We start from the raw sequence: 21,776 nt of genomic DNA on the forward strand, positions 1-21,776 counted from the left end.
GCGAAGCGTCAGGAGGACTCGCGTGCGGCCGGGCCGCTGCCGAAGAGCACGTCGTCCCAGCTCGGCAGCCGCTTGCGCGGCTTGCCGTTCGCATCGGTCGACTCGCCGCCGGCGGCCGCCGCAGCGCCCGTCCGGCGAGGCCGCAGCACCGCCAGCGACGGCACGGCCGGCACCTCCTTGGGCGCGTCCGAGTCGTCGTCGAAGGCCGACCCCTGGCCGCCGCCGAGCAACGCGGCGGCACCGCCGCCGACCGGCCGCTGCCGGGGCGCGTCCGAGCCGGCGAGAGCAGCCGGGGTACGCGGCTCCAGACCACGACCCGACGAGGCGCCGAGCGGGCGGTCCAGTGAGGCGAGCAGCGCATCCCGGCCGGCGCGGATCGGATCCCGGCCGGGGCGCGGGTGCTCGGACGCCGCCGGCAACCCGTGCCCACCGCGGCTCGGCTCACCGCGCGACGGACCGGGCAGGCCATGCCCGCCCCGCTCCGGTGCGGGCTCCTGACCGAGGATCGGCGTGGGCCGCTCGGCGCACAGGTACTGCGCCATGTCGTCGTGCGGTGCGACCGACTGCCGGGTCTTGTCGAGATCCCAGATGGCCTGCGCGGTGGCCTTGCCGGACGGCCAGGTGGCGATGATCCGCCAGGTGCCGTCGTCACGCCGGTACGCGTCCCAGGAGATCTTCTCGGTGTCGATGCCGTGCTGGCTCAGTCGACCGTTGACCACCTCGGCGAGCGGGGTGGGCTTCTCCGCTCCCTTGAGACGGGTGCGGCGGGCGTGCTGCGCGAGCATCGCCCGCTCCTGGAGGACCGGGCCGGCATAGCGCAACACCCGGTCGACCGGCACGCCGGCGATCCGGGCGACATCCTCGGCGGACTCACCGGAGCGGATGCGGGCCTGGATGTCCCGAGGGGACAGTGACGGAATCGGGTCGGCTGCGGTCGGCGCCGCCGCGAGCGGCGGCGAACTGGGCTCCGCGTGCAGGGCGCCGGAGATCCGTTCGTCGATCGGCAGGGCGAGCAACCGCCCGACCTCGTCGGCGAGAACCAGAGCATGGCCGTCCTCGGAGAGGGCGACGAAGCGTACTGGGCGCATAGCGTTGCCTCCGTCCCGCTTCGCTGGCCGCACGCCACGAGTCGGCCACCCAGGCGTCTCGGACCACCGTACGCGCATCTGTCTCGGGGTGGGGGAAGCGACACCCCGCATGTCGTGACTGAGCTGCGGCAATGATCACGGTCGGTGTCGGTGGAGGCCTCCACCGACACCGACCGTGACGAAGGTCAGAGTCGCTCGACCACGTAGTCGATGGACGCGGTCAGCGCCTCGACGTCGGACGGCTCGACGGCCGGGAACAGCGCCACCCGGAGCTGGTTGCGGCCGAGCTTGCGGTACGGCTCGGTGTCCACGATGCCGTTGGCGCGCAGCGCCTTCGCGATCGCGGTCGCGTCCACCTCGTCGGCAAAGTCGATCGTGGCGACCACGTTGGAGCGCAGTGCCGGGTCGCCGACGAACGGGGAGGCCACGCTGGAACGCTCCGCCCAGCCGTACACCGTGGCGGCGCTCTCGGCGGTGCGCTTGGCCGCCCAGGCCAGGCCACCCTGCGCGTTCATCCAGTCGGTCTGCTCGGCGGCCAGGAAGATGGTGGCCAGCGCCGGAGTGTTGTAGGTCTGCTCCAGCCGCGAGTTGTCGATCGCGGTGACCAGGTCGAGGAAGGCGGGGATGTAGCGCCCGGACGCCTTGATCTCGGCGGCCCGGTCCAGTGCGGCCGGTGACATCAGGGCCAGCCAGAGGCCGCCGTCGGAGCCGAAGCACTTCTGCGGGGCGAAGTAGTAGACGTCGGTCTCGCCGACGTTGACCTCCAGGCCACCCGCGCCGGAGGTCGCGTCGACCAGCAGCAACGCGCCCTCGTCCGCGCCGGCCACCCGGCTGATCGGAACCGCCACGCCGGTCGAGGTCTCGTTCTGCGGCGTCGCGTACGCGTCCACGCCGGACTCGGCGACCAGGGTCGGCGCGCTGCCCGCGTCGGCCTTGCGGACGGTCGGGTCGCCCAGGAACGGCGCGTCCTTGACCGACTTGGCGAACTTGGCGCCGAACTCGCCGAAGCTGGCGAACTGGGCGCGGTCGCGGATCAGGCCGAAGGTGGCGACCTCCCAGAAGGCGGTGGTGCCACCGTTGCCGATCACGACCTCGTAGCCCTCGGGCAGTGAGAAGAACTCGGCGATGCCGGAGCGCAGCCGCGCCACCTGGTCGCGGACCGTCTTCTGCCGGTGCGAGGTGCCCAGGTAGCTGGTCGCGACCTCGGCAAGTGCGGACACCGCCGCTGGGCGGACCTTGGACGGGCCACAGCCGAAACGTCCGTCGGCGGGCTTGATGTCATCGGGAATCCGGATGCTCGGTGCGTCAGCCACGGTCTTGAAGATCCTTCCGCAAGGGCGAGGGCGGGCCCGGCGACACTGCCGGCCCTCATCCTCGCACCCGGACCCATCGGTGGAAGCCGGGCCCCCGAGGGCAGGTCTGAGGCCTTCACCACACCCCGGCGTACGCCGCGCGCCGAGCGATGCGAAAGGGGCCCCTCCTCGACGCCAGGCGTCGGGAGGGGCCCCTTTCGTGTCACTCAGACGCCGTGCGGGATGGCGGCCCAGCCCTCGACGTCGGACGGCTTGCGGGTCTCCGGGCCGACGTAGCGGGCGGACGGGCGCACCAGCCGCTGAAGGCGCTTCTGCTCCAGGATGTGCGCGCTCCAACCGCCCATCCGCGCGCAGGTGAACATCGAGGTGAACATGTGCGCCGGCACCTCGGCGAAGTCCAGCACCACGGCCGACCAGAACTCGACGTTGGTGGCCAGCACCCGGTCCGGGCGGCGGGCCTGCAACTCGGCGAGAGCGGCCTTCTCCAGTGCCTCGGCGATCTCGAAGCGCGGGGCACCCAGATCCTTGGCCGTGCGCCGCAGCACGCGGGCGCGCGGGTCCTCGGCGCGGTAGACCCGGTGGCCGAAGCCCATCAGCCGCTCACCGCGATCGAGCACACCCTTGACGTAGCCCTCCGCGTCGCCGCTGCGCTCGACGGCCTCCAGCATGGTGAGCACCCGGGACGGGGCGCCACCGTGCAGCGGGCCGGAGAGGGCGCCGATGCCGGAGGAGATGCAGGCCGCCGCGTCCGCGCCGGTGGAGGCGACGATGCGGGCGGTGAAGGTGGACGCGTTCAGGCCGTGCTCGGCGGCCGAGATGAAGTACGCGTCGACGGCCTTCACGTGCCGCGGGTCCGGCTCGCCGCGCCAGCGCTTCATGAACCGCTCGACGATGGTCTGCGCCTTGTCGATCTCCTTCTGCGGCACCGCGGGCAGGCCGAGGCCCCGGGCGGACTGGGCGACGAAGGAGAGCGCGGTCACCGACACCCGGGCGAGATCTTCGCGGGCCTGCTCGTCGGAGATGTCCAGCAGTTGGTTGAGCCCCCAGTACGGGGCCAGCATGGCGACCGCGGACTGCACGTCGACGCGGATGTCGCCGGAGTGCACCGGCACCGGGAACGGCTCCGCCGGCGGCAGGCCCGGCCCGAATCGGCCGTCCACCAGCAGCGCCCAGACGTTCCCGAACGACACCTGCCCGATCAGATCTTCGATGTCGACCCCGCGATAGCGCAGCGCGCCGCCCTCACGGTCAGGTTCGGCGATCTCGGTCTCGAAGGCGACGACGCCCTCCAGCCCGGGTTTGAAATCAGCCATGTCGCTCTCCTGGATCTGGTCGGTGCGCCCGAACAGCTCATCCGGCCCGGTCGGCCGGGCGCCTTAGGCGACCCTCAGGGATGTGTTCGGAACATCTTGCCTGCTGAGTAAGGGATACGCGACCCGCTGCGACTGTGCTGCACGCGACATCCCCGGACGCGCAATCTCCGCTCCACTCGGTGAGACTGGGCAGTGCGGGCTGGCCAGCGCGGGAGGGTGCTGGTGGGGCCGCCGAGAAGGAGTGGGCACGTGACGGGTGACACACCCGCCCCGGCTGCGATGCGTAACGAGTACGCCGCGGACCTGGGCCTGACCGAGGCTGACCTGGCCGTCGACTGGCACACCCAGTTCGACCGCTGGTTCGCCGACGCGGTGGCCTTCGGGCTGCCCGAACCGAACGCGATGGTGGTGGGCACCGCGGACCCGGCCGGCCGGCCGAGCGGTCGGACGGTGCTGCTCAAGGGGTACGACCCCGAGGGGTTCGTCTTCTTCACCAACCACCTGTCGCGCAAGGGTGTCGAGGCGTCCGCCAACCCGTACGCCAGCCTGGTCTTCCCGTGGTTCCCGATGCAGCGCCAGGTGGTGGTCGCCGGGCGGATCGCGCCGGTCGACCGCGCGGCGAGCGAGGCGTACTTCACCAGCCGGCCGCGCGGCTCCCAACTGGGCGCCTGGGCCAGCCCACAGTCGCAGGTGGTGTCGGGTCGGGCGGCGCTGGAGGAGAGCTACCGGGAGGTGGCCGAGCGGTTCGCCGACGAGGACGTGATCCCGACGCCGTCGCACTGGGGCGGGTTGCGGGTGCACCCCGAGTCGGTGGAGTTCTGGCAGGGCCGGGCCGGCCGGTTGCACGACCGTCTCCGCTTCCGTCGCCTCGACGAGGGTGGCTGGACCGTCGAGCGGTTGGCCCCGTGACAGGTGTGCAGGAGGCTCGGCCGCGCGCAGCGCGCCGCTGGGCCCTCGACGTACGCCCGCTGCGGGTGCCGGCGTACCGCCGGCTCTGGCTCGGCAACACCGTGGCGATGTTCGGCTTCCAGTTCACGGCCGTCGCGGTGCCGGTGGAGATGTACGCCCTGACCCGGGACTCCTTCTGGGTCGGCATGCTGGGTGTGGCGGCCTTCGTACCGTTGCTGGTCTTCGGGCTCTGGGGTGGCGCGATCGCCGACGCCCGCGACCGCCGTGCGGTGCTGCTCGGTGGCTCATTGTTGCTCTGGGCATCCACCCTCGGGCTGCTGGTCCAGGCGCTGCTGGACGTGGGCAGCCCGGTGCTCCTGCTGGCGCTGATGGCGTTGCAGTCGGTGGCGTTCGCGATCAGCTCGCCGGCCCGCAGTGCCATGCTGCCCCGGCTGGTCCCGGAGGACCTCGTCCCGGCCGCCACCACCCTGAACTACACGACCTTCACCGCCGCGTCGGTGGCCGGCCCGCTGGCCGCGGGCCTGATCCTCGCCGCGTCGCCGGACACCGCGGTGGTCCTGCCGATCGCGTACGGGGCGGACGCGCTGCTGTTCACCGCGATGCTCTGGGCGGCGCTGCGCCTGCCCTCGCTGCCGCCCGAGCCGAGCGCCGACGGTGAGCCCCGACGAGCCGGCCTGGCCAGTGTCGTCGACGGATTCCGCTACCTGGCCACCACACCCGTACTGCTGCTGTCCTTCGGGGTGGACCTGATCGCGATGATCCTCGCCATGCCGCGGGCGCTGTTCCCGGAGATCGCCCACGAGCGGTTCGGCGGCGGTGGGGCCGTGGGCCTGCTCTACAGCGCCATCGCGATCGGCTCGATGATCGGTGGGCTGACCTCCGGCTGGATCGGCCGGCTCCGCCGGCAGGGGCTCGGCCTGGTGCTCGCGGTGGTGGGCTGGGGCCTGGCGATCGCCGCGGCCGGGCTGGCCCAGCAACTCTGGCTGATGGTCGCGCTGCTCGCCGTTGCCGGGGCCGCCGACCTGATCAGCGCCGTCCTGCGCCAGTCGATGCTGCTGGTCTACGCCCCGGACCGGATGCGCGGCCGGCTCCAGGGCGTCAACACGGTCGTGGTGGCGGGCGGCCCGCGCCTGGGCGACCTCCGGGCCGGCACCATGGCCGCCGGGTTCGGCGGCGGGGTGGCCTGGGTGGCCGGTGGGCTCGCCTCGGCGGTGCTCGTGATCGTGCTCGCGGTGGCGTTCCCGGCACTGCTGCGCTACCGCGCCACGACCGCGTCGAGCAACGACCGGGTGTGACCGGTTAGGGTCGCCGGCATGGAAAGCCCCGATCAGCGCCCCTTCTCCGGCGCCCAGTGGACCATCTCCGCCGCCGGTCACGAGGCCGTCATCGTGGAGGTGGGCGGTGGGCTCCGGACGTACCGGCACGACGGTGTCGACCTGGTCGACGGGTACCGGACCGACGAGGTGTGCCCCGGCTGCGCCGGGCAGGTGCTGGCGCCCTGGCCGAACCGGATCCGCGACGGCCGCTACGCGTTCGGGGAGCAGGCGCACCAGCTCCCGCTGACCGAGCCGGAGCGGCACGTGGCCATCCACGGGCTGGTCAACTGGGTGCCGTGGCACCTGGTGGAGCAGTCGGAGGCCGCCGTGACCCTCGGCTACGACCTGCCGCCGCAGCCCGGCTACCCGTGGCCGTTGCGGCTGCTCAGCCGGTGGAGCGTCAGCGAGGACGGGCTGCGCGCCGAGCACGAGGTGACCAACATCGGCGGGCAGGCCGCGCCGTTCGGCTTCTCCGTGCACCCGTACCTGCAACTGCCGGGCGTCGCGGTCGACGATCTGGTCATGCGACTCCCGGCCCGTCGCCGGCTGGTGGTGGACGGTCGGCTGCTGCCGGTCGGCGTGACCCCGGTGGCCGGGACCGAGTACGACTGGACCAGCGCGCGCCGGATCGGCGCCGCCGAGCTGGACCTCTGCTTCGGCGAGGTGATCCGCGACGCCGACGGCGGCTCTTCGGTGAGCCTGTCCGCGCCGGACGGTTCGGCGGGGGTGAGCATCTGGGCGGACGCGGAGTTCGGCTGGTGGCAGGTGTTCACCGGAGACGCGCTCACCGGTGAGCGGCACCGCCGCTCGGTGGCGATCGAGCCGATGACCTGCCCACCGGACGCGTTCCGTTCGGGCCGGGACGTGCTCACCCTCAAGCCCGCGACGACCTGGCGGGGTGCCTGGGGCATCCGGCCCGGGGCCTGATGGAGTTCGCCGAGGTCGTCCGGCGTCGGCGGATGGTGCGCAACTACGACCCGGACCGGCCCGTCCCGCCCGACGTGGTGGACCGGCTGCTCGACCACGCGGTCCGCGCGCCGTCGGCCGGGTTCGCCCAGGGCTGGGGTTTCCTGGTCCTGGAGGAGCCAACCGACCGGGAGCGGTTCTGGGCCGCCACCACACCGGACGGCGGTGGGCGTGAGCGCTGGCTGGCCGGGATGCGCAGGGCACCACTGATCGTGGTGCCGCACGCCAACGAGTCGGTCTACCTGCGGCGGTACGCGGAGCCGGACAAGGGGTGGACGGACCGGTCCCCCGACCGCTGGCCGGTGCCGTACTGGCACGTGGACACCGGATTCGCGGCGCTGCTGATGTTGCTCACCGCCGTGGACGAGGGGCTGGGGGCCTGTTTCTTCGGCATTCCGCCGCAGCGACTTGCCACCTACCGCGACGCGTTCGGCGTGCCGGAGGACTACCAACCCGTCGGTGCCGTCACAATCGGTTACCGCGCGGCCGACCATAGGTCACCGTCGCTGCGCCGAGGGCGTCGTCCGATGGACGAGGTGGTGCGGCGCGGCCGGTGGAGTTGAGCACCCTGTCCCGTTTGTCCGCTTGAGGATCGGACGACCGGTAGCGAAACTGACATCAGGGAGCGAAACGAGTCGTGTGCTGGGCGGCTAGGCTGGCACGGTCATCGGTGCCGCGCCGCGCGGTGCCCGCCGCGGCCCGGCTCGGCGCCGTCGGTCGGCCCGGCCACGGGGAGGGGAGCGTGCCGTCGTGATCTTCAGAGCGGTCCGGGACGGGCGTCCCTATCCGGAGCACAATCTGACGCTCAAGCAGTGGGCGGAGATCCCGCCCCGGCCACTGCGCCTGGATCAGATGATCACCACCAAGCGTGAGCTGGCGCTCGACAAGCTGCTGGCCGAGGATTCCACCTTCTACGGTGACCTCTTCCCGCACGTCGTGCAGTGGAACGGCGGGCTCTACCTGGAGGACGGGCTGCACCGGGCGTTGCGCGCCGCCCTGCAGCAGCGCAACCAGATCCACGCCCGGGTGCTGGTGCTCTCCGAGCCGATCGAGTGACGAGCCCTTCTGTCGCACACTGAACCTTCGTTAGGGTGGCGTCCATGACCGCTGCGCTGGACCTGCTCGATCTGGACCCGTCGCTCACCGACGAAGAGCGACAGATCCGCGACGTCGTCCGCCAACTCGTCGACGACCGGGTGCGCCCGCACGTCACCGACTGGTACGAGCAGGGCCAGGTGCCGGCCCGCGAGCTGGCCCGCGAGTTCGGCAAGCTCGGCCTCCTCGGTATGCACCTCACCGGCTACGGCTGCGCCGGCGCCTCCGCCGTCGCGTACGGCCTGGCCTGCCAGGAGCTGGAAGCCGGCGACTCCGGCCTCCGATCCCTGGTCTCGGTGCAGGGCTCACTCGCCATGTACGCCATCTGGCGCTACGGCAGCGAGGAGCAGAAGCAACGTTGGCTGCCGTCGATGGCCACCGGCGAGGCGATCGGCTGCTTCGGCCTGACCGAGCCGGACCACGGCTCCGACCCCGCCTCGATGACCACCCGCGCCCGCCGCGACGGCGACGACTGGGTGCTCAGCGGCGCCAAGATGTGGATCACCAACGCGCCGATCGCCGACGCCGCGGTGATCTGGGCGCGCACCGACGAGGGCGTGCGGGGTTTCCTCGTACCCATGGACACGCCCGGTGTCACGGCCCGGGAGATCCGCCGCAAGATGTCGCTGCGCGCGTCGGTGACCGGCGAGATCGCCCTCGACGACGTCCGGCTCCCGGCGGACGCCCGGCTGCCCGAGGCGATCGGGCTCAAGGCGCCACTGAGCTGCCTCACCGAGGCCCGGTACGGCATCGTCTGGGGCGCGGTTGGCGCCGCGCGCGACTGCCTGGAAACCACCCTGGCGTACGCCACCACCCGCACCCAGTTCGGTCGACCGCTGGCGGGTTTCCAGCTCACCCAGGCGAAACTCGCCGACATGGCCGTCGAGTTGGTGAAGGGTCAACTGCTCGCGCTGCACCTGGGCCGGCTCGCCGACGCCCACCGGTTGCGACCCGAGCAGGTCAGCGTGGGCAAGCTGAACAACGTGCGGGAGGCGCTGGCCATCGCCCGACAGTGCCGCACCATCCTCGGTGCCAACGGTGTCTCCGGCGAATATCCGATCATGCGGCACGCCAACAACCTGGAGAGCGTGCTGACGTACGAGGGCACGTCGGAGATCCACCAGTTGGTCGTCGGGCAGCGGCTCACCGGGATCTCCGCCTTCGCCTGACCTGCCGGTGCTGATCTGCCGGTGCTGATCTGTCCGGTGCTGATCTGTCCGGTGCTGATCTGTCGGGGCTGACCTGCCCGTTTGTGCTTTCCGGCCGCTCGACGCGCGACTGTCGTACGGGGGCCGTACCGTCATTGACAGACGACGTGTCTGACGAGGACGGTGAGGGTGATGGCCCGCGACGCTGGCATCAACGAGCCCACGAGGGAGTTTCCCGGTTACCCGACCGGTGACGATCTCAAGGAGCGGTCGGCCGTGACACCCGAGCCGACCACGGATACCCCGGGTGGCCCCGGTGGTCCGACGGGCGGTGGCCCGACGGGCGGTGGTGGTCCGTCGGGCGGTGGTGGGGCGGCCCGTGGCCTGCTCCTGCTGCTCGGGGCCGCCGCGCTGGCCGTGGTCGTGCTGCTCGGCATCCAGGCGACCGGCATCCTGCCGGAGTTCCGCAACCCGTTCGCCAAGGAGCAGACCGACCGCAGCCAGCCGCCACTGCTGAAGTCGATCCAGGACCTCAGCCGCTACGTGGCCGCCGAAGGCAACTTCCAGGTCGTGGTCGACACCCAGAACGACCGGCGCAACGTTCCCGACTTCCTGCTCAACGAGCGCACCCTGTTCGTCGGGGCCGGCAGCGTCGAGGCGTACGTCGACTTCACCAAGATCGGTGAGGGTGCCGTCGTCCAGTCGGCCGACGGCAAGTCCGTCGAGATCAAACTGCCTGCCCCGCAGCTCGGCGAGACCAACCTCGACATGGAGAAGAGCTACGTCTTCGCGGAGCAGCGCGGTCTGCTCAACCGGCTCGGTGACCTGGTCGGCAACGACCCCAACCGGCAGCAGCAGGTCTACCAGCTCGCCGAGGACCGGATCACCGCCGCCGCCCGCGACAGCGGCCTCTCCGCCCGAGCCGAGGAAAACACCCGCAAGATGCTGGAGGGGCTGCTTCGCTCCCTCGGCTACCAACAGATCACGGTCACCTACACGGCTCCCTGACCGGCCACACCCCGTACGCGCAAGCGCCCGCCCCGACGAACGTCGGAGCGGGCGCTTCCATCTGGGCCTTCGGCGGTCGCGGTCGGCATTCGCGCTGGGCTGTCGGCGTCTGCGGCCTCCCGTTCGTCCGTCTGCCGTCGCTCATCGCAGGTTCGTGCTGTGGTGCAGGTCCGCGCTCGGCCCGCGACCTGTGCGCGCTCCATGATCGACTCGGGTTTGCCGAATCCGCGGTATCCCCGTGGCCTGGACACCGCGAATTCAACAAACCCGAGTCGATCAACGGCGAGGTGGGCACCCCGGACCGGCAGCGCCCAACCGGCCCGTGGCCGTCACCGTCGCCGGCCCGTGGCCGTCACCGTCACCGTCACCGTCGCCGGCCCGTCACCGTCACCGTTGCCCAAGATCTGCGCAACTTCGAGGAAGTTGGTGCCTCGGGCGCTCGTGAGGCAGCAACTTCGCCGAAGTTGCTGCCTGCGCGGGACCGGGGCGGTGAGTCAGTGGACCGGCGGGGCTTTGGTCGGAGTGGCGGTGCCGGGTGGGGCGGATACACGCCCGCAAGTTCGTGGAAACAGGGGCCTTGAACGCTGAGGAGGCCACTACAACCGAGTTGTAGTGGCCTCCCGGACGCGATGTCGCCTCGTCGGGGCGCCGGTGCGCGGCGCGCGTGAGGGATGGGGTCAGTGCTGGGTGGAGGCCAGGTAGCGGTCCTCGTTCGGCATGAGAAACCAGAGGACCAGGTAGACGATCACCTGTGTGCCGGGCAGCAGCAGGGACAGCAGGAACAGCAGCCGGACCATCCCGGCGGACATGCCGAACCGCCGACCGAGGCCAGCGCAGACACCGGCGAGCATGCGCCCCTCGCGGGGCCGGACCAGTTTGCGACTCATCGTCGTACTCCCACTCTGCGGCAGTGCGCCGCGTCTGCAATCCACGGTAGAAGGGGGTGGCCACCTCGCCCTCGGTCCCGAGGAGGAGCGGTGACCCGTGGACCCGTAGGTGCTTTACCCGGGTAGCCCCTCGCTGACGCCTCCGCCGCGATCCCGCCCACGGCTCGCTCGGCGGGACCGAGATCGCGTTCGTTCCTGGTTGTGGTGGCCTCGGGGACGGGCCAACACCACTGCAACATGGATCGAGCGTGATCCTGCAGTGGCCGGCAGGCGGCGGTCAGGTGCTCACGTCCCGGTGGCCGGGTGGGCGTTGACCTGGGCGGGTAGGCTGGCAGATCGGCCACCCACACCCCGGGTGACCGGCACCCATACCCCGGGCGGTCACGAGCGGGGCCGCCAGACCGGCGGTCACGACCCGGCCGGGTCCCGTACGCCGGGACGACGGCGAGGAAGCGCGGCCATGATCAGTGTTTTCGACCTCTTCAGCGTTGGTATCGGGCCGTCCAGCTCGCACACGGTGGGGCCGATGCGGGCCGCGCGTACGTTCGTTGCCGGGCTCAAGGCCGACGGGCTGCTGACCGACGTCGCACGGGTACAGGCTGAGCTGTTCGGCTCGCTGGGTGCCACCGGGCACGGGCACGGCAGCGGCCCGGCGGTGCTGCTGGGGCTCTCCGGCGAGTCGCCGGAGACGGTCGACACGGACACCGTTGGTCCTCGGGTCGAGCGGATCCGGGCCGAGCGGCGGATCGACATCCTGGCCGCACACGAGATCGACTTCGACCCGGACCGGGACCTGACGCTGCACCGCCGCCGCTCGCTGCCGTACCACCCGAACGGGATGACCTTCGCGGCGTACGACGCGGCCGGTGCCGAGGTGCGCAGCCGCACCTACTACTCCGTCGGTGGTGGCTTCGTGGTGGACGAGGCCGCGGCCGGCGCGGACCGGATCAAGCCGGACAGCACGGTGGTGCGGTACCCGTTCCTGACCGGGGAGCAACTGCTGGAGGTCACCACCCGCACCGGTCTGTCGATCAGTGAGGTGATGCTGGCCAACGAGCGTTCCTGGCGCAGCGAGGCGGACATCCGGGCGGGCCTGCTGGAGATCTGGCGGGTGATGCGGGAGTGCGTGGAGCGCGGGTGCGAGCGCGACGGCGTACTCCCTGGGGGTTTGAAGGTCCGGCGGCGCGCGGCGGAGCTGCGGCGCGGCCTAGAGGCGGACGCCGGGACGCCCGACCCGCTGCACGCGATGGACTGGGTGACGCTGTTCGCCCTGGCGGTCAACGAGGAGAACGCCGCCGGTGGCCGGGTGGTCACCGCGCCGACCAACGGCGCGGCCGGGATCATCCCGGCGGTGCTGCACTACTACGCCCGGTTCGTGCCGGGGGCGTCCGACGACGGTGTGGTGCGGTTCCTGCTGACGGCCGGCGCGATCGGGGTGCTGTTCAAGGAGAATGCCTCGATCTCCGGTGCTGAGGTGGGCTGCCAGGGTGAGGTCGGTTCGGCGTGCTCGATGGCGGCGGCGGGGCTGGCCGAGGTGCTCGGTGGCACCCCGGAGCAGGTGGAGAACGCGGCCGAGATCGGGATGGAGCACAACCTCGGGTTGACCTGTGACCCGGTGGGTGGCCTGGTGCAGATCCCCTGCATCGAGCGGAACGCGGTGGCTAGCATCAAGGCGATCACGGCCGCCCGGCTGGCGCTGCGCGGCGACGGTGTGCACAAGGTGTCGCTGGACAAGGTCATCAAGACCATGCGGGAGACGGGCGCCGACATGAAGGTCAAGTACAAGGAGACGGCGCGTGGCGGTCTGGCCGTCAACGTGATCGAGTGCTGAGTCCGGCCGATTCGGGGCATTCGTTCACCGACTGCTAACCTGTCGTCCGTTTCAGGAGGCGGGAGGCTCGCGGTGACCTCTGGCGTCGCGGCGTTGTGGTCGCACCGCAACTCGCTGCGCATCCTGGTCAGGCGGGACCTGGCGGTCAAGTACCAGCAGTCGGTGCTGGGCTACTTCTGGTCGTTGATCGAGCCGCTCGGCATGGGCGCCATCTACTGGTTCGTGTTCGGGGTGCTCTACTCCCGCGACACCGGCCGGCATCTCGGTGAGGCGGCCGGGTCGTACCCGTTGTTCCTGATCACCGGGATCTTCGCCTGGATGTGGACCAGCTCGGCGCTGAGCGAGGCCACGAACGCGCTGACCGGCCAGTCCCGGCTGATCACCACGATGAACGTGCCGCGTCAGGTCTTCCCGATCGGCCGGGTCACCGGTCGGTTCGCCGAGTACGCGGCGGGCCTGCCGATCCTGGTCGCCATCGCGGTGGTCTACGCGGTGCACGGTCGGATCCACCCCGGCTGGTCGCTGCTCTCCCTGCCGCTCGCGGTGGCCGTCCAGGCCGTCCTGTTGACCGGGCTCGCCCTGCTGCTGTCCGCCTGGAACGTGCTGATGCGCGACGTGGAACGGTTGATGCGGCTGATCATCCGGGTGCTCTTCTACGCCACGCCGATCATCTATCCGCTCAGCCTGGTCCGGGAGTCCGGCCTGCCCGGCTGGCTGAAGGTGGTGTACGAGCTGAACCCCCTGGTCGGGATCTTCCAGCTGCACCACGCGATCTGGTACCCGGACGAGTTCCCGGACGCCCGGCTGCTCGCCACCACGGTCGTCGGCAGCGTGCTGGTGCTGGCCGCAGGCTGGTGGTCGTTCCGCCGGTTGGAACCCGCCGTACTCAAGGAACTCTGACGTGGCCACGCCGATCATCGAGGCCGACGGCCTGGGCATCCGCTTCGTCCGCAACCGTCGCCGTCAACTGCGCCTGCGGGAGCTGTTCATCCACCGGGGCGCACGTGGTGCCCTGCCCGGCCAGTTCTGGCCGTTGCGGGACGTGTCGTTCACCGTCGAGCCCGGCGAGACGGTCGGCGTGATCGGCCGCAACGGCACCGGCAAGAGCACCCTGCTGCGGCTGATCGCCGGGGTGCTCATCCCCGACGAGGGCGACATCCGGGTGCACGGCGCGGTGGCACCGCTGCTGGAGTTGTCCGCCGGCTTCTCCAACGACCTGACCGGGCGGGAGAACCTGCACCTCGTCGGTGGGTTGCACGGGCTGTCGACGGGCTACCTAAAGCGGCACTTCGACGAGATCGTCGAGTTCGCCGGTGAGCAGGTGGAGCGGGCCATCGACACGTCGGTCCGGCACTACTCGTCGGGTATGAAGGTGCGACTCGGCTTCGCGATCATCTCGCACCTGCCGCACCCGATCCTGCTGATGGACGAGGTGACCGCGGTCGGGGACGCGGAGTTCCGCAAGAAGTGTTACGCGACTATTGATCGTCTGCTCGGGGAGGGGCGCACGCTGGTGCTGGTGTCACACAACGAAAAGGACCTGACCCGGTTCTGCCGTCGGGGGTTGTACCTCGACGCGGGCCGGTTGACGCTCGACGGCACCATCGCCGAGGCGCTCGACGCGTACCACGCCGCGGTCCCGCGGTGACGCTCGCGATCGTGCTCGCCGCCGGGTCGCCGGCAGCGGGCCTGACCACCGCGACCGGTGAGCCGCTGGCCGACCGCCTGGCCGCGCAGTTGCGCCGGGCCGGGGCCGACGAGGTGCGCTTCGCCGCCACCCTCGACGAGTTGACCGCGCTGGTCGCCACCGCCACCGCCCCCGTGCTGGTCACCGGCACCGACCTGGTGGCGCACACCGCCGTGCTGCGGCACCTGGCCACCAGCCCGGTGGGGCCCACGGTGGCGCTGGTGCTGGGCGACCCGCCGGTGCCCGGGCGGACGGCCGTGCGGGAGGAGCGCGGCCAGGTGGTCGACGCCGGTGCGCCCGACGCCCTCGACGGGGACGCCACCGGCGTGTTCGGCGGTGCGCTGCGGGTCGGCGTGGACGACCTGCCGACCCTCGCCGCCGCCGCGCGCGCCGCGGCGGGTGGCCCCGGGTCCGCCGTGGACCGGCTCTTCGCGGGTCTCGCGGCGCTCGGCACCCTGATCTTCGCCCAGCGGGTACGCCTGCTCGTCGCCCACCGGGTCGAGGACGAGGCCGGGCTGACCGCTGCCGAGGCGGCGGTGACCGCGGTCGACGAGGACCGGGCCGAGCTGCGGCTGTCGGTGAAGGAGAAGGACGACTTCTTCACCACCTACTTCGTCAGCACCTGGTCCCCGTACGTGGTCCGTTGGTGCGCCCGGCTCCGGCTCACCCCGACCGGGGTGACGGCGATTTCGGTACTGTTCGCGCTGGCCGCGGCGGTGCTGTTCGGGGTCGGCGGGCGGCCCGCGCTGGTCGGCGGCGCGGTGCTGCTCTACCTCGGTTTCGTGCTGGACTGCGTGGACGGCCAGTTGGCCCGCTACACCCGGCACTTCAGCGCCTGGGGTGGCTGGCTGGACACGATGGCGGACCGGGCCAAGGAGTACCTGGTCTACGCCGGGTTGGGCTTCGGGGTGAGTCACGCCGGGCTGGGCAACGGCTGGGCGCTCGCGATCGCCGCGATGACGTTGCAGACCGTCCGGCACATGACCGACACCTGGTACGGGGTGCTGCACGACGAGGCGGCCCGCCGACCGAGAGCGGCGTCGGCCGCCAGCGGCGGGATCGGTGACCGCCTCAACGCGGCGTCGACCCGGGTGCAGGCGGACACCGGGTCGCTGTCGTACTGGCTGAAGCGGACCGTGGTCTTCCCGATCGGCGAGCGGTGGGCGCTGATCGCGCTGACCGTGGCGCTGTTCAACCCGCTGGTCAGCCTGATCGCCGTTCTGGTCTGGGGTGTGCTGGCGTTCGCGTACACCGGGGCGTTGCGGACGTTGCGGGCCCGCTGGATGTGGGTGCCGGTGCTGGACACGGTCGACGCCACGCTGCACCGTGACGACGGCCCGCTGGCCCGCTGGCTGCCGGTGGTCCGCCCGATGGGGCCGCTGACCCTGGCGGTGATCGCCGCGCTCGGCCCGGCGGTGCTGCTGGTCGCGGCGCTGTGGGGTGACTCGCCGGACGGGCTGCGCTGGGCGGTGCCGGTGGCGCTGCTGGTGCTGCTGGTCGGTGGCCTGGGCGCGGGGGCCGCGCACAACGGCCCACTGGACTGGCTGGTGCCCGCCGCGTTGCGGGCCGCCGAGTACCTGTTCGCCATCGCGGTCGGGGTGGTCGGCGGGGCGCCGGGTTGGCTGATCTTCGGGTACGTCTTCGTGCTCACCGTGCACCACTACGACCTGACGGCTCGGCTGGAGAAGCGGCAGGCGGCACCGCCGTTGCACGCGTTCACGCTGGGCTGGGAGGGGCGCTCGGCGCTGCTGGCCCTCGCGGCGATTGCCGGCATGGTGGGTAGCGGGCTGGCTACACTCGGTGCGTACCTTCTCGTGGTTTTCGTGGTGAGCGTCGTCCTGGCCTGGTTCGTGCGACCGGCCCGTAGCGCGCGGGCGTCGGTCGCGCCGGTGGGCGCTGGAGGTGCCGCGCCGCACTGACGGAGGGACGGCCGGATGACCCTGATCAGCTTCGTGGTGCCGGCCTTCCGCGTGCAGGGATACCTGCGGGAGTGTCTGGACTCCGTCCTCGGTCAGCCGGAGACCGACATCGAGGTGATCGCGGTCGACGACTGCTCGCCGGACGCCAGCGGCGAGATCATCGACGAGTACGCCGCCCGCGACCAGCGGGTCCACTCGGTTCGGCTGTCGGAGAACGTCGGCCTCGGTCCAGCCCGCAACATCGGGTTGGACCGGGCCGTCGGCGAGTACGTGTGGTTCCTCGACGGCGACGACTGGCTGGCGCCGGAGTGCCTGACCGAGGTCGCCGAGCGGTTGCGGGTGACCCGCCCCGACGTGCTGCTGGTCGACCACGTCCGCACCCACTGGAACGACACCGCGACCCGCAGCGCGATGGCCGAGGTGTTCCCCGAGTCGCCCGGAGCGGACACCTTCCGGTTGCGGGAACGGCCCGAGGCGATGCACCTGCTGCACACCGCGTGGAACCGGCTGGTCCGCCGGGAGTTCCTGACCGACCTGGGTCTGCGCTTCGCGCCGGGCTGGTACGAGGACGTCTCGTTCAGCTATCCGGTGCTGATGGCGGCGCAGCGGATCGGCGTACTCGACCGGGTCTGCGTCAACTACCGGCAACGTCGCGCCGGCGCGATCACCCGGACCCGGGGTGACCGCCATTTCGAGGTCTTCCCGCAGTGGCACCGGGTCTTCCACCTGATGGACGCGTGGGGCTCGGTGACCGACGCCCTGCGGCCGGCGGTCTTCGAGCGGATGATCTGGCACTACCTGACCGTGCTGGGCAACGGCCAGCGGATCGCCCCGGAGCTGCGACCGGCGTTCTTCGCGCAGATCACCGCCGACTACGAGCGCTGGCTGCCGTCCGGCGGTTACCCGGTGCCGGGCGGGGTGGAGGGGATCAAGCACCGGCTCGTCGCGTCCGGCCGCTGGCGCACCTTCAGCGCGTTGCGGGCCGCCAGCCGTGCCCGCGACACCGCCCGCCGGCAGACCCGCACCGCCCGGCGTCGGGTCGGCCCGGCCGCGCGACGCGGTGCCCGGCTGACCCGCGACGGGCTGCTGCGCGAGTACTACCGGGCCGAGTTGCGTCGGCCGGTCGACCCGACCCTCGCGGTGTACGCCGCCTACTGGTTCCGGGGTTACTCCTGCAACCCGGCGGCGATCTACGAGGCGGCCCGGACGGTGGCGCCGGGGGTGCGCGGCGTGTGGATCGTGCGCCGGGACCGGGTGGACAGCGTGCCGGCCGGGGTGGAGTACGTCGTCGCCGGCACCCCGGCGTACTACCGGGTCCTCGCCCGCGCCCGGTGGCTGGTCAACAACGTCAACTTTCCGGACTTCGTCCGTAAGCGGCCGGAGCAGGTGCACCTGCAGACCCACCACGGCACCCCGGTCAAGGTGATGGGGCTGGACCAGCAGCGCTATCCGATCGGCGCAGGTCGGATGGACTTCGCCGGGCTGCTGCGCCGGGTCGACCGTTGGGACTACAGCGTCAGCGCCAACAGCTTCTCCACCCAGATGTGGGACCGGGCGTACCCGGCCACGTACACGACCCTTGAGGTGGGTTACCCGCGCAACGACCGCCTGGTCACGGCCGGTCCGGACGAGGTGCGCCGGCTGCGCGCGGAGTTCGGCGTCGACCCCGACGAGCAGGTCGTGCTGTACGCCCCGACGCACCGCGAGCACCTTCCCGGCTACCGGCCGCCGTTCGACCCGGACCGGTTCGTGCGGGCGCTGGGTGACTCGGGCCGGCTGCTGATGCGCAGCCACTATTTCCACGACCGGGACCGCCGCCCCGGTCGGCCCGTTGACTGGGAACGGGTCCGCGATGTCAGCGGCCACCAACGGGTGGAGGATCTCTACCTGATCGCCGACGTGTTGATCACCGACTATTCGTCGGCGATGTTCGACTATGCGGTGCTGGACCGGCCGATCGTGCTCTACACCCCGGACTGGGAGGCGTACCGGCTGGCCCGAGGGGTCTACTTCGACGTGACGGCCGAGCCGCCGGGTGCGGTGGCCACCACGTTCGCCGACCTGGTCGACCTGTTCCGCACCGACGCGGTGCGCGCGGACGCGGCGACCAAGGCCCGCGAGCATTTCCGGGGCCGATTCTGCACATTGGACGACGGGCACGCGGCGGAACGGGTGGTGCGCGAGGTTTTCCTCGGGGAGCCGAGCGGGCGATCTTCGCGCTGCTGACCCGCGCTGTCCGTCTCCTTTGTCGTGTAATAGCAGTGTCATCCGTCGAACATGAGACGTTTACCCGATGTGCGGATCCAATGATCCTGGTCACAGTCTTCTGGGGTTCGGCAGACGAGCTGGGGGGGACGACGGTGAGCACCGTCACGCTCAAGGACGTGAGCAAGGTCTTCAGGGACGGCACGCTGGCAGTCGACAGCATCAATCTCGATGTGAACGACGGCGAGTTCATGGTGCTGCTGGGGCCGTCCGGCTGCGGCAAGTCGACGGTGCTGCGGATGATCGCCGGGTTGGAGGACCCGACCCAGGGCGCGGTGCTGCTCGACGGGGAACTGGCGAACGACCTGCCTCCGCGCGACCGCAAGATCGCGATGGTGTTCCAGGACTTCGCGCTCTACCCGCACATGAGCGTCGGCGACAACATCGCCTTCCCACTGCGCCTCGCGGGGATCGAGCAGGCGCCGCGGGACGAGCGGGTCGGCGACGTGGCCAGCGCGCTGGGCATCGGTGACGTGCTGGCCCGCAAGCCAGGTCAGCTCTCCGGTGGCCAACGGCAGCGGGTGGCGATGGGTCGCGCGATCGTCCGGCGGCCCGGCCTGTTCCTGATGGACGAGCCGCTCTCGAATCTGGACAGCGGCCTGCGCGCCGAGCTGCGCGCGGAGATCTCCGGCCTGACCCGGGAGCTGGGTGTCACCACCGTCTACGTCACCCACGACCAGGCCGAGGCGCTCACCATGGCCGACCGGGTGGCCATCATGCGCCGCGGCGTGCTCCAGGACGTGGGCACACCTACCCAGGTGTACGGCCGGCCGGCGACTCTCTACGTGGCCGCCTTCCTGGGCAGCCCACGGATGAACCTGCTGGAGGCGTCGGTCTACGTCCACCTCGACCGGTACGTCACGCTGAATCTCGGTGACCAGTCGCTCTACCTGCCGTGGAACGACATCCGCAGTCGGGCGGTGGCGCACTACCACGGTGAGCGGATCGTGGTCGGCATGCGGGCCGAGGCACTCACCCCGGTCGCCCCGGACACCCCCGGCGACGTGCTGCGGGGGCGGATCCGCTACCTGGAGCACCACGGGCACGAGTCCCTGGCGTTCCTCGACATCGGTGCGACCGCGGTCGTGGTCGACGAGATGGGCGCGCCACTGGAGTCGCCACCGGTCGGTCAGCGTGGCCTGCGCCGGTTCGGCTCGGTGATGCAACGGCTCACCGGCAAGCCGGTGGAGCCGCAGGACGCACCCAGTGGCGGCGGCACCCAGACCAGCGTGCTTCCCGACCCGGGCCGGCACCACCGCCGCCCGGCGGAGCTGGCGGTGCGGCTGGCGCCGTACCCGGCGGTCAGCGCCGGTCACCCGCTCGCCGTCTCGGTCCGGATGGACGCGCTGCACTTCTTCGACGAGCGTGGCGCCCGGATCGACGTGGGTTGGCGCTGACGACTCGCCGGAGCGGGGTGGCGGGCCCGCCGTCCGGTGTCCTACCGTCTGCGCACCCAGTCCACTGTGAAAGACCACCGAGAGGGGTGCACCCGTGTCGGGTGACCGTCCCAGCCCGCTCGTCATCGAGCGCATCCTGCGCGATCGCGGGAGTATCTGGCAGCAGATCGTTGCCGAGCGTGACCTCAATGCGCTGACCGGCCGTATGTTGACCAGTTCCGCCATCGCGTTGGCCTGCTACGGGGCGGTGCTGGGCGCCTTCCACAGCCCGCTGATGGCGCTGACCTCCGCGCTGAAGCTGCCGCTGCTGTTCCTGGTCACGCTGGCCATCTGCCTGCCCACGCTCTACCTGTTCAACCTGGTCTTCGGTGCCCGGCTGTCGGTGCGTCAGTCGTTGGCGCTGGTGATGGTGGCCATCACTGTCACCTCGATGCTCGCCGTGGCGTTCGCGCCGATCAGCCTGTTCTTCCTGATCACCGCACCGGACTACGGCTTCTTCAAGCTGCTCAACGTGGCGATCCTGACCCTGTCGGCCCTGGTCGGGTTGCGCTTCCTGACCGGCGGGATGCAGGTGCTCAACGATCACGGGCTGCTGGCGCCGGAGGCTGCTGGCGCGCAGGCCAACGCGTACGTCGCGGCGCAGGTCAGCGCTCCGGCCCCGGTCCAGGCTGTGCCGGCCACCGTGCCCGCCGCCGCGACCCCGGCCGCCGGTCAGAATGCCGAGCCGGTGGCCGTGCCGGCCGGAGCCGCGGTCGCCGAGTCGACGTCGAACGGTGCCGCGACCGCCGCGCCGGTTCCGGCGCACGTGCCCGCTCAGTGGGCCGGCCATCCGGCTGGCGCCTCGTTCCCTCCGGGCGGTCCGGGGGCGCAACGCCCGTGGGGCAGCCCGCCCGTTCGACGCGGCGAGCCGTCGCAGCGTCCGGCCAGCATGACCCTGCTCTACATCTGGATTCTGCTGTTCGGTTTCGTCGGCACCCAGTTGGCGTGGACGCTGCGCCCGTTCTTCGGTGACCCGGGTCAGGATTTCGCCTTCTTCCGCAGCATCGACGGCAACTTCTACGCGGAGATCCTGCGCACGATCGCCAACCTCTGAGCCCAGGTCGAGTGAGGAAATCCCTGGTTGCCGGCCTGGTTACCGACAAGTAACGTCAGGTCATGACCATCGACTCCCGCCAGGTGGCGGCCGGCATGTTGGAAGCGGTGCCCTTCGCCCGGACTCTCGGCCTCGAATTCGTCGAGGTGGCACCCGAGGCGGAGGGTGGGGTGCGGGCGGTCGTCCGGCTGCCCGACTCGCCGACCACCCACAACCACATCGGCGGCCCGCACGCCGGTGCCCTGTTCACCCTCGGCGAGACGGCCTCCGGCGCGGTCGTGCTGGCCGCCTTCGGGCAGCTGCTCGACCGGGCCGTGCCGCTCGCCGTCCGGGCCGACATCGCCTACCGCAAGCTCGCCATGGGCCCGGTGCTGGCCACCGCACGGCTCGGCCGGCCGGCGCTCGAGGTCATCGAGGAGCTGGAGTCCGGTCAACGTCCGGAGTTCCCGGTCGAGGTGGAGATCGCCACCGAGGAGGGCAAGTCCACCGCGGCGATGACCGTGATCTGGACGCTGCGGCCGAACTGAACCGCGCCGGGGCG

General features: G+C 71.4%; 19 protein-coding genes and 1 pseudogene. 16 read left to right on the forward strand and 4 right to left on the reverse strand.

Translation table 11 applies throughout. From position 1 onward, the window contains the following. Nucleotides 1-8 precede the first annotated feature (8 nt). The 3 genes from sepH to LADH09A_RS14030 all read right to left on the reverse strand — a co-directional run bounded on the left by sepH (nucleotide 9) and on the right by LADH09A_RS14030 (nucleotide 3,714). Nucleotides 9-1,088, reverse strand: coding sequence for a septation protein SepH (gene sepH / locus LADH09A_RS14020; protein WP_238645488.1), 1,080 nt, complete (start codon nucleotides 1,086-1,088; stop codon nucleotides 9-11). A gap of 185 nt (nucleotides 1,089-1,273) precedes the next feature. Further along, nucleotides 1,274-2,401 carry a phosphoserine transaminase gene (serC, locus tag LADH09A_RS14025; RefSeq protein ID WP_238645489.1) on the reverse strand — a complete coding sequence of 376 codons (1,128 nt, stop codon included), beginning with the start codon at nucleotides 2,399-2,401 and terminating at the stop codon, nucleotides 1,274-1,276. A 206-nt stretch (nucleotides 2,402-2,607) separates the two neighbouring features. Further along, nucleotides 2,608-3,714 carry a citrate synthase 2 gene (locus LADH09A_RS14030; RefSeq protein ID WP_238645490.1) on the reverse strand — a complete coding sequence of 369 codons (1,107 nt, stop codon included), beginning with the start codon at nucleotides 3,712-3,714 and terminating at the stop codon, nucleotides 2,608-2,610. 279 nt (nucleotides 3,715-3,993) lie between these two features. On the opposite strand from LADH09A_RS14030, the gene pdxH reads away from it, so the two are divergent. The 8 genes and pseudogenes from pdxH to LADH09A_RS14065 all read left to right on the forward strand — a co-directional run bounded on the left by pdxH (nucleotide 3,994) and on the right by LADH09A_RS14065 (nucleotide 10,156). After that, the gene (pdxH, locus tag LADH09A_RS14035; RefSeq protein WP_238645616.1) at nucleotides 3,994-4,623 is read left to right on the forward strand and encodes a pyridoxamine 5'-phosphate oxidase; all 630 of its coding nucleotides are present in this window, start codon (nucleotides 3,994-3,996) and stop codon (nucleotides 4,621-4,623) included. Next, the gene (locus tag LADH09A_RS14040) at nucleotides 4,620-5,918 is read left to right on the forward strand and encodes an MFS transporter (RefSeq protein ID WP_238645492.1); all 1,299 of its coding nucleotides are present in this window, start codon (nucleotides 4,620-4,622) and stop codon (nucleotides 5,916-5,918) included. Before pdxH ends, LADH09A_RS14040 begins: the two co-directional genes overlap by 4 nt. Before the next feature lie 18 nt (nucleotides 5,919-5,936). Continuing rightward, complete coding sequence (locus LADH09A_RS14045; RefSeq protein WP_238645494.1) at nucleotides 5,937-6,866, forward strand: aldose 1-epimerase family protein; 930 nt, start codon at nucleotides 5,937-5,939, stop codon at nucleotides 6,864-6,866. Further along, complete coding sequence (locus LADH09A_RS14050) at nucleotides 6,866-7,468, forward strand: nitroreductase family protein (protein ID WP_238645495.1); 603 nt, start codon at nucleotides 6,866-6,868, stop codon at nucleotides 7,466-7,468. Before LADH09A_RS14045 ends, LADH09A_RS14050 begins: the two co-directional genes overlap by 1 nt. A gap of 187 nt (nucleotides 7,469-7,655) precedes the next feature. Beyond that, nucleotides 7,656-7,961, forward strand: coding sequence for a type II toxin-antitoxin system VapB family antitoxin (locus LADH09A_RS14055; RefSeq protein ID WP_030329612.1), 306 nt, complete (start codon nucleotides 7,656-7,658; stop codon nucleotides 7,959-7,961). Nucleotides 7,962-8,005: 44 nt separating this feature from the next. Continuing rightward, complete coding sequence (locus tag LADH09A_RS14060; RefSeq protein ID WP_238645496.1) at nucleotides 8,006-9,169, forward strand: acyl-CoA dehydrogenase family protein; 1,164 nt, start codon at nucleotides 8,006-8,008, stop codon at nucleotides 9,167-9,169. A gap of 20 nt (nucleotides 9,170-9,189) precedes the next feature. Beyond that, nucleotides 9,190-9,402: pseudogene (locus LADH09A_RS32085) on the forward strand (pentapeptide repeat-containing protein); the annotation flags it as partial. Further along, nucleotides 9,341-10,156 carry a DUF4230 domain-containing protein gene (locus tag LADH09A_RS14065; protein ID WP_238645497.1) on the forward strand — a complete coding sequence of 272 codons (816 nt, stop codon included), beginning with the start codon at nucleotides 9,341-9,343 and terminating at the stop codon, nucleotides 10,154-10,156. The pseudogene LADH09A_RS32085 and the gene LADH09A_RS14065, both read left to right, overlap by 62 nt. 677 nt (nucleotides 10,157-10,833) lie before the next feature. Here the strand turns inward: LADH09A_RS14065 and LADH09A_RS14070 are convergent. Continuing rightward, nucleotides 10,834-11,043 carry a PspC domain-containing protein gene (locus tag LADH09A_RS14070; protein WP_238645500.1) on the reverse strand — a complete coding sequence of 70 codons (210 nt, stop codon included), beginning with the start codon at nucleotides 11,041-11,043 and terminating at the stop codon, nucleotides 10,834-10,836. Nucleotides 11,044-11,503: 460 nt separating this feature from the next. On the opposite strand from LADH09A_RS14070, the gene LADH09A_RS14075 reads away from it, so the two are divergent. The 8 genes from LADH09A_RS14075 (at nucleotide 11,504) to LADH09A_RS14110 (ending at nucleotide 21,762) form a co-directional block, all read left to right on the forward strand. After that, on the forward strand, nucleotides 11,504-12,874 hold the full coding sequence (locus LADH09A_RS14075) for an L-serine ammonia-lyase (protein WP_238645501.1): 1,371 nt from the start codon (nucleotides 11,504-11,506) through the stop codon (nucleotides 12,872-12,874). Nucleotides 12,875-12,946: 72 nt separating this feature from the next. Then, the gene (locus LADH09A_RS14080) at nucleotides 12,947-13,774 is read left to right on the forward strand and encodes an ABC transporter permease (protein ID WP_238645503.1); all 828 of its coding nucleotides are present in this window, start codon (nucleotides 12,947-12,949) and stop codon (nucleotides 13,772-13,774) included. Nucleotide 13,775: 1 nt separating this feature from the next. Continuing rightward, nucleotides 13,776-14,522, forward strand: a complete 747-nt coding sequence (locus tag LADH09A_RS14085; RefSeq protein WP_030329600.1) for an ABC transporter ATP-binding protein — start codon at nucleotides 13,776-13,778, stop codon at nucleotides 14,520-14,522. Beyond that, a complete protein-coding gene (locus LADH09A_RS14090) occupies nucleotides 14,519-16,480 on the forward strand; it encodes a DUF5941 domain-containing protein (protein ID WP_372492267.1) in 1,962 nt (653 codons plus the stop codon). The genes LADH09A_RS14085 and LADH09A_RS14090 overlap by 4 nt, the downstream gene beginning before the upstream one ends. Before the next feature lie 15 nt (nucleotides 16,481-16,495). Beyond that, on the forward strand, nucleotides 16,496-18,706 hold the full coding sequence (locus LADH09A_RS14095) for a bifunctional glycosyltransferase/CDP-glycerol:glycerophosphate glycerophosphotransferase (RefSeq protein WP_238645505.1): 2,211 nt from the start codon (nucleotides 16,496-16,498) through the stop codon (nucleotides 18,704-18,706). A 134-nt stretch (nucleotides 18,707-18,840) separates the two neighbouring features. Then, complete coding sequence (locus LADH09A_RS14100) at nucleotides 18,841-20,142, forward strand: ABC transporter ATP-binding protein (RefSeq protein ID WP_238645507.1); 1,302 nt, start codon at nucleotides 18,841-18,843, stop codon at nucleotides 20,140-20,142. A gap of 94 nt (nucleotides 20,143-20,236) precedes the next feature. Further along, nucleotides 20,237-21,235: a hypothetical protein gene (locus LADH09A_RS14105; RefSeq protein ID WP_238645510.1), complete on the forward strand. Its 999-nt coding sequence runs from the start codon at nucleotides 20,237-20,239 to the stop codon at nucleotides 21,233-21,235. A gap of 62 nt (nucleotides 21,236-21,297) precedes the next feature. Beyond that, nucleotides 21,298-21,762: a DUF4442 domain-containing protein gene (locus LADH09A_RS14110; RefSeq protein ID WP_238645512.1), complete on the forward strand. Its 465-nt coding sequence runs from the start codon at nucleotides 21,298-21,300 to the stop codon at nucleotides 21,760-21,762. The last annotated feature ends 14 nt before the right edge of the window (nucleotides 21,763-21,776 follow it).

This window comes from Micromonospora cabrerizensis (assembly GCF_022230955.1).
GTDB lineage: Bacteria > Actinomycetota > Actinomycetes > Mycobacteriales > Micromonosporaceae > Micromonospora > Micromonospora cabrerizensis.

Bases quoted from the DNA above. Each gene is read 5' to 3' on its own strand.
- LADH09A_RS14060 (WP_238645496.1), top strand. From the start codon at position 8,006: ATGACCGCTGCGCTGGACCTGCTCGATCTGGACCCGTCGCTCACCGAC.
- LADH09A_RS14045 (WP_238645494.1), top strand. From the start codon at position 5,937: ATGGAAAGCCCCGATCAGCGCCCCTTCTCCGGCGCCCAGTGGACCATC.
- LADH09A_RS14070 (WP_238645500.1), bottom strand. From the start codon at position 11,043: ATGAGTCGCAAACTGGTCCGGCCCCGCGAGGGGCGCATGCTCGCCGGT.
- LADH09A_RS14030 (WP_238645490.1), bottom strand. From the start codon at position 3,714: ATGGCTGATTTCAAACCCGGGCTGGAGGGCGTCGTCGCCTTCGAGACC.
- LADH09A_RS14065 (WP_238645497.1), top strand. From the start codon at position 9,341: ATGGCCCGCGACGCTGGCATCAACGAGCCCACGAGGGAGTTTCCCGGT.
- sepH (WP_238645488.1), bottom strand. From the start codon at position 1,088: ATGCGCCCAGTACGCTTCGTCGCCCTCTCCGAGGACGGCCATGCTCTG.
- LADH09A_RS14050 (WP_238645495.1), top strand. From the start codon at position 6,866: ATGGAGTTCGCCGAGGTCGTCCGGCGTCGGCGGATGGTGCGCAACTAC.
- LADH09A_RS14075 (WP_238645501.1), top strand. From the start codon at position 11,504: ATGATCAGTGTTTTCGACCTCTTCAGCGTTGGTATCGGGCCGTCCAGC.
- LADH09A_RS14110 (WP_238645512.1), top strand. From the start codon at position 21,298: ATGACCATCGACTCCCGCCAGGTGGCGGCCGGCATGTTGGAAGCGGTG.
- pdxH (WP_238645616.1), top strand. From the start codon at position 3,994: ATGCGTAACGAGTACGCCGCGGACCTGGGCCTGACCGAGGCTGACCTG.
- LADH09A_RS14095 (WP_238645505.1), top strand. From the start codon at position 16,496: ATGACCCTGATCAGCTTCGTGGTGCCGGCCTTCCGCGTGCAGGGATAC.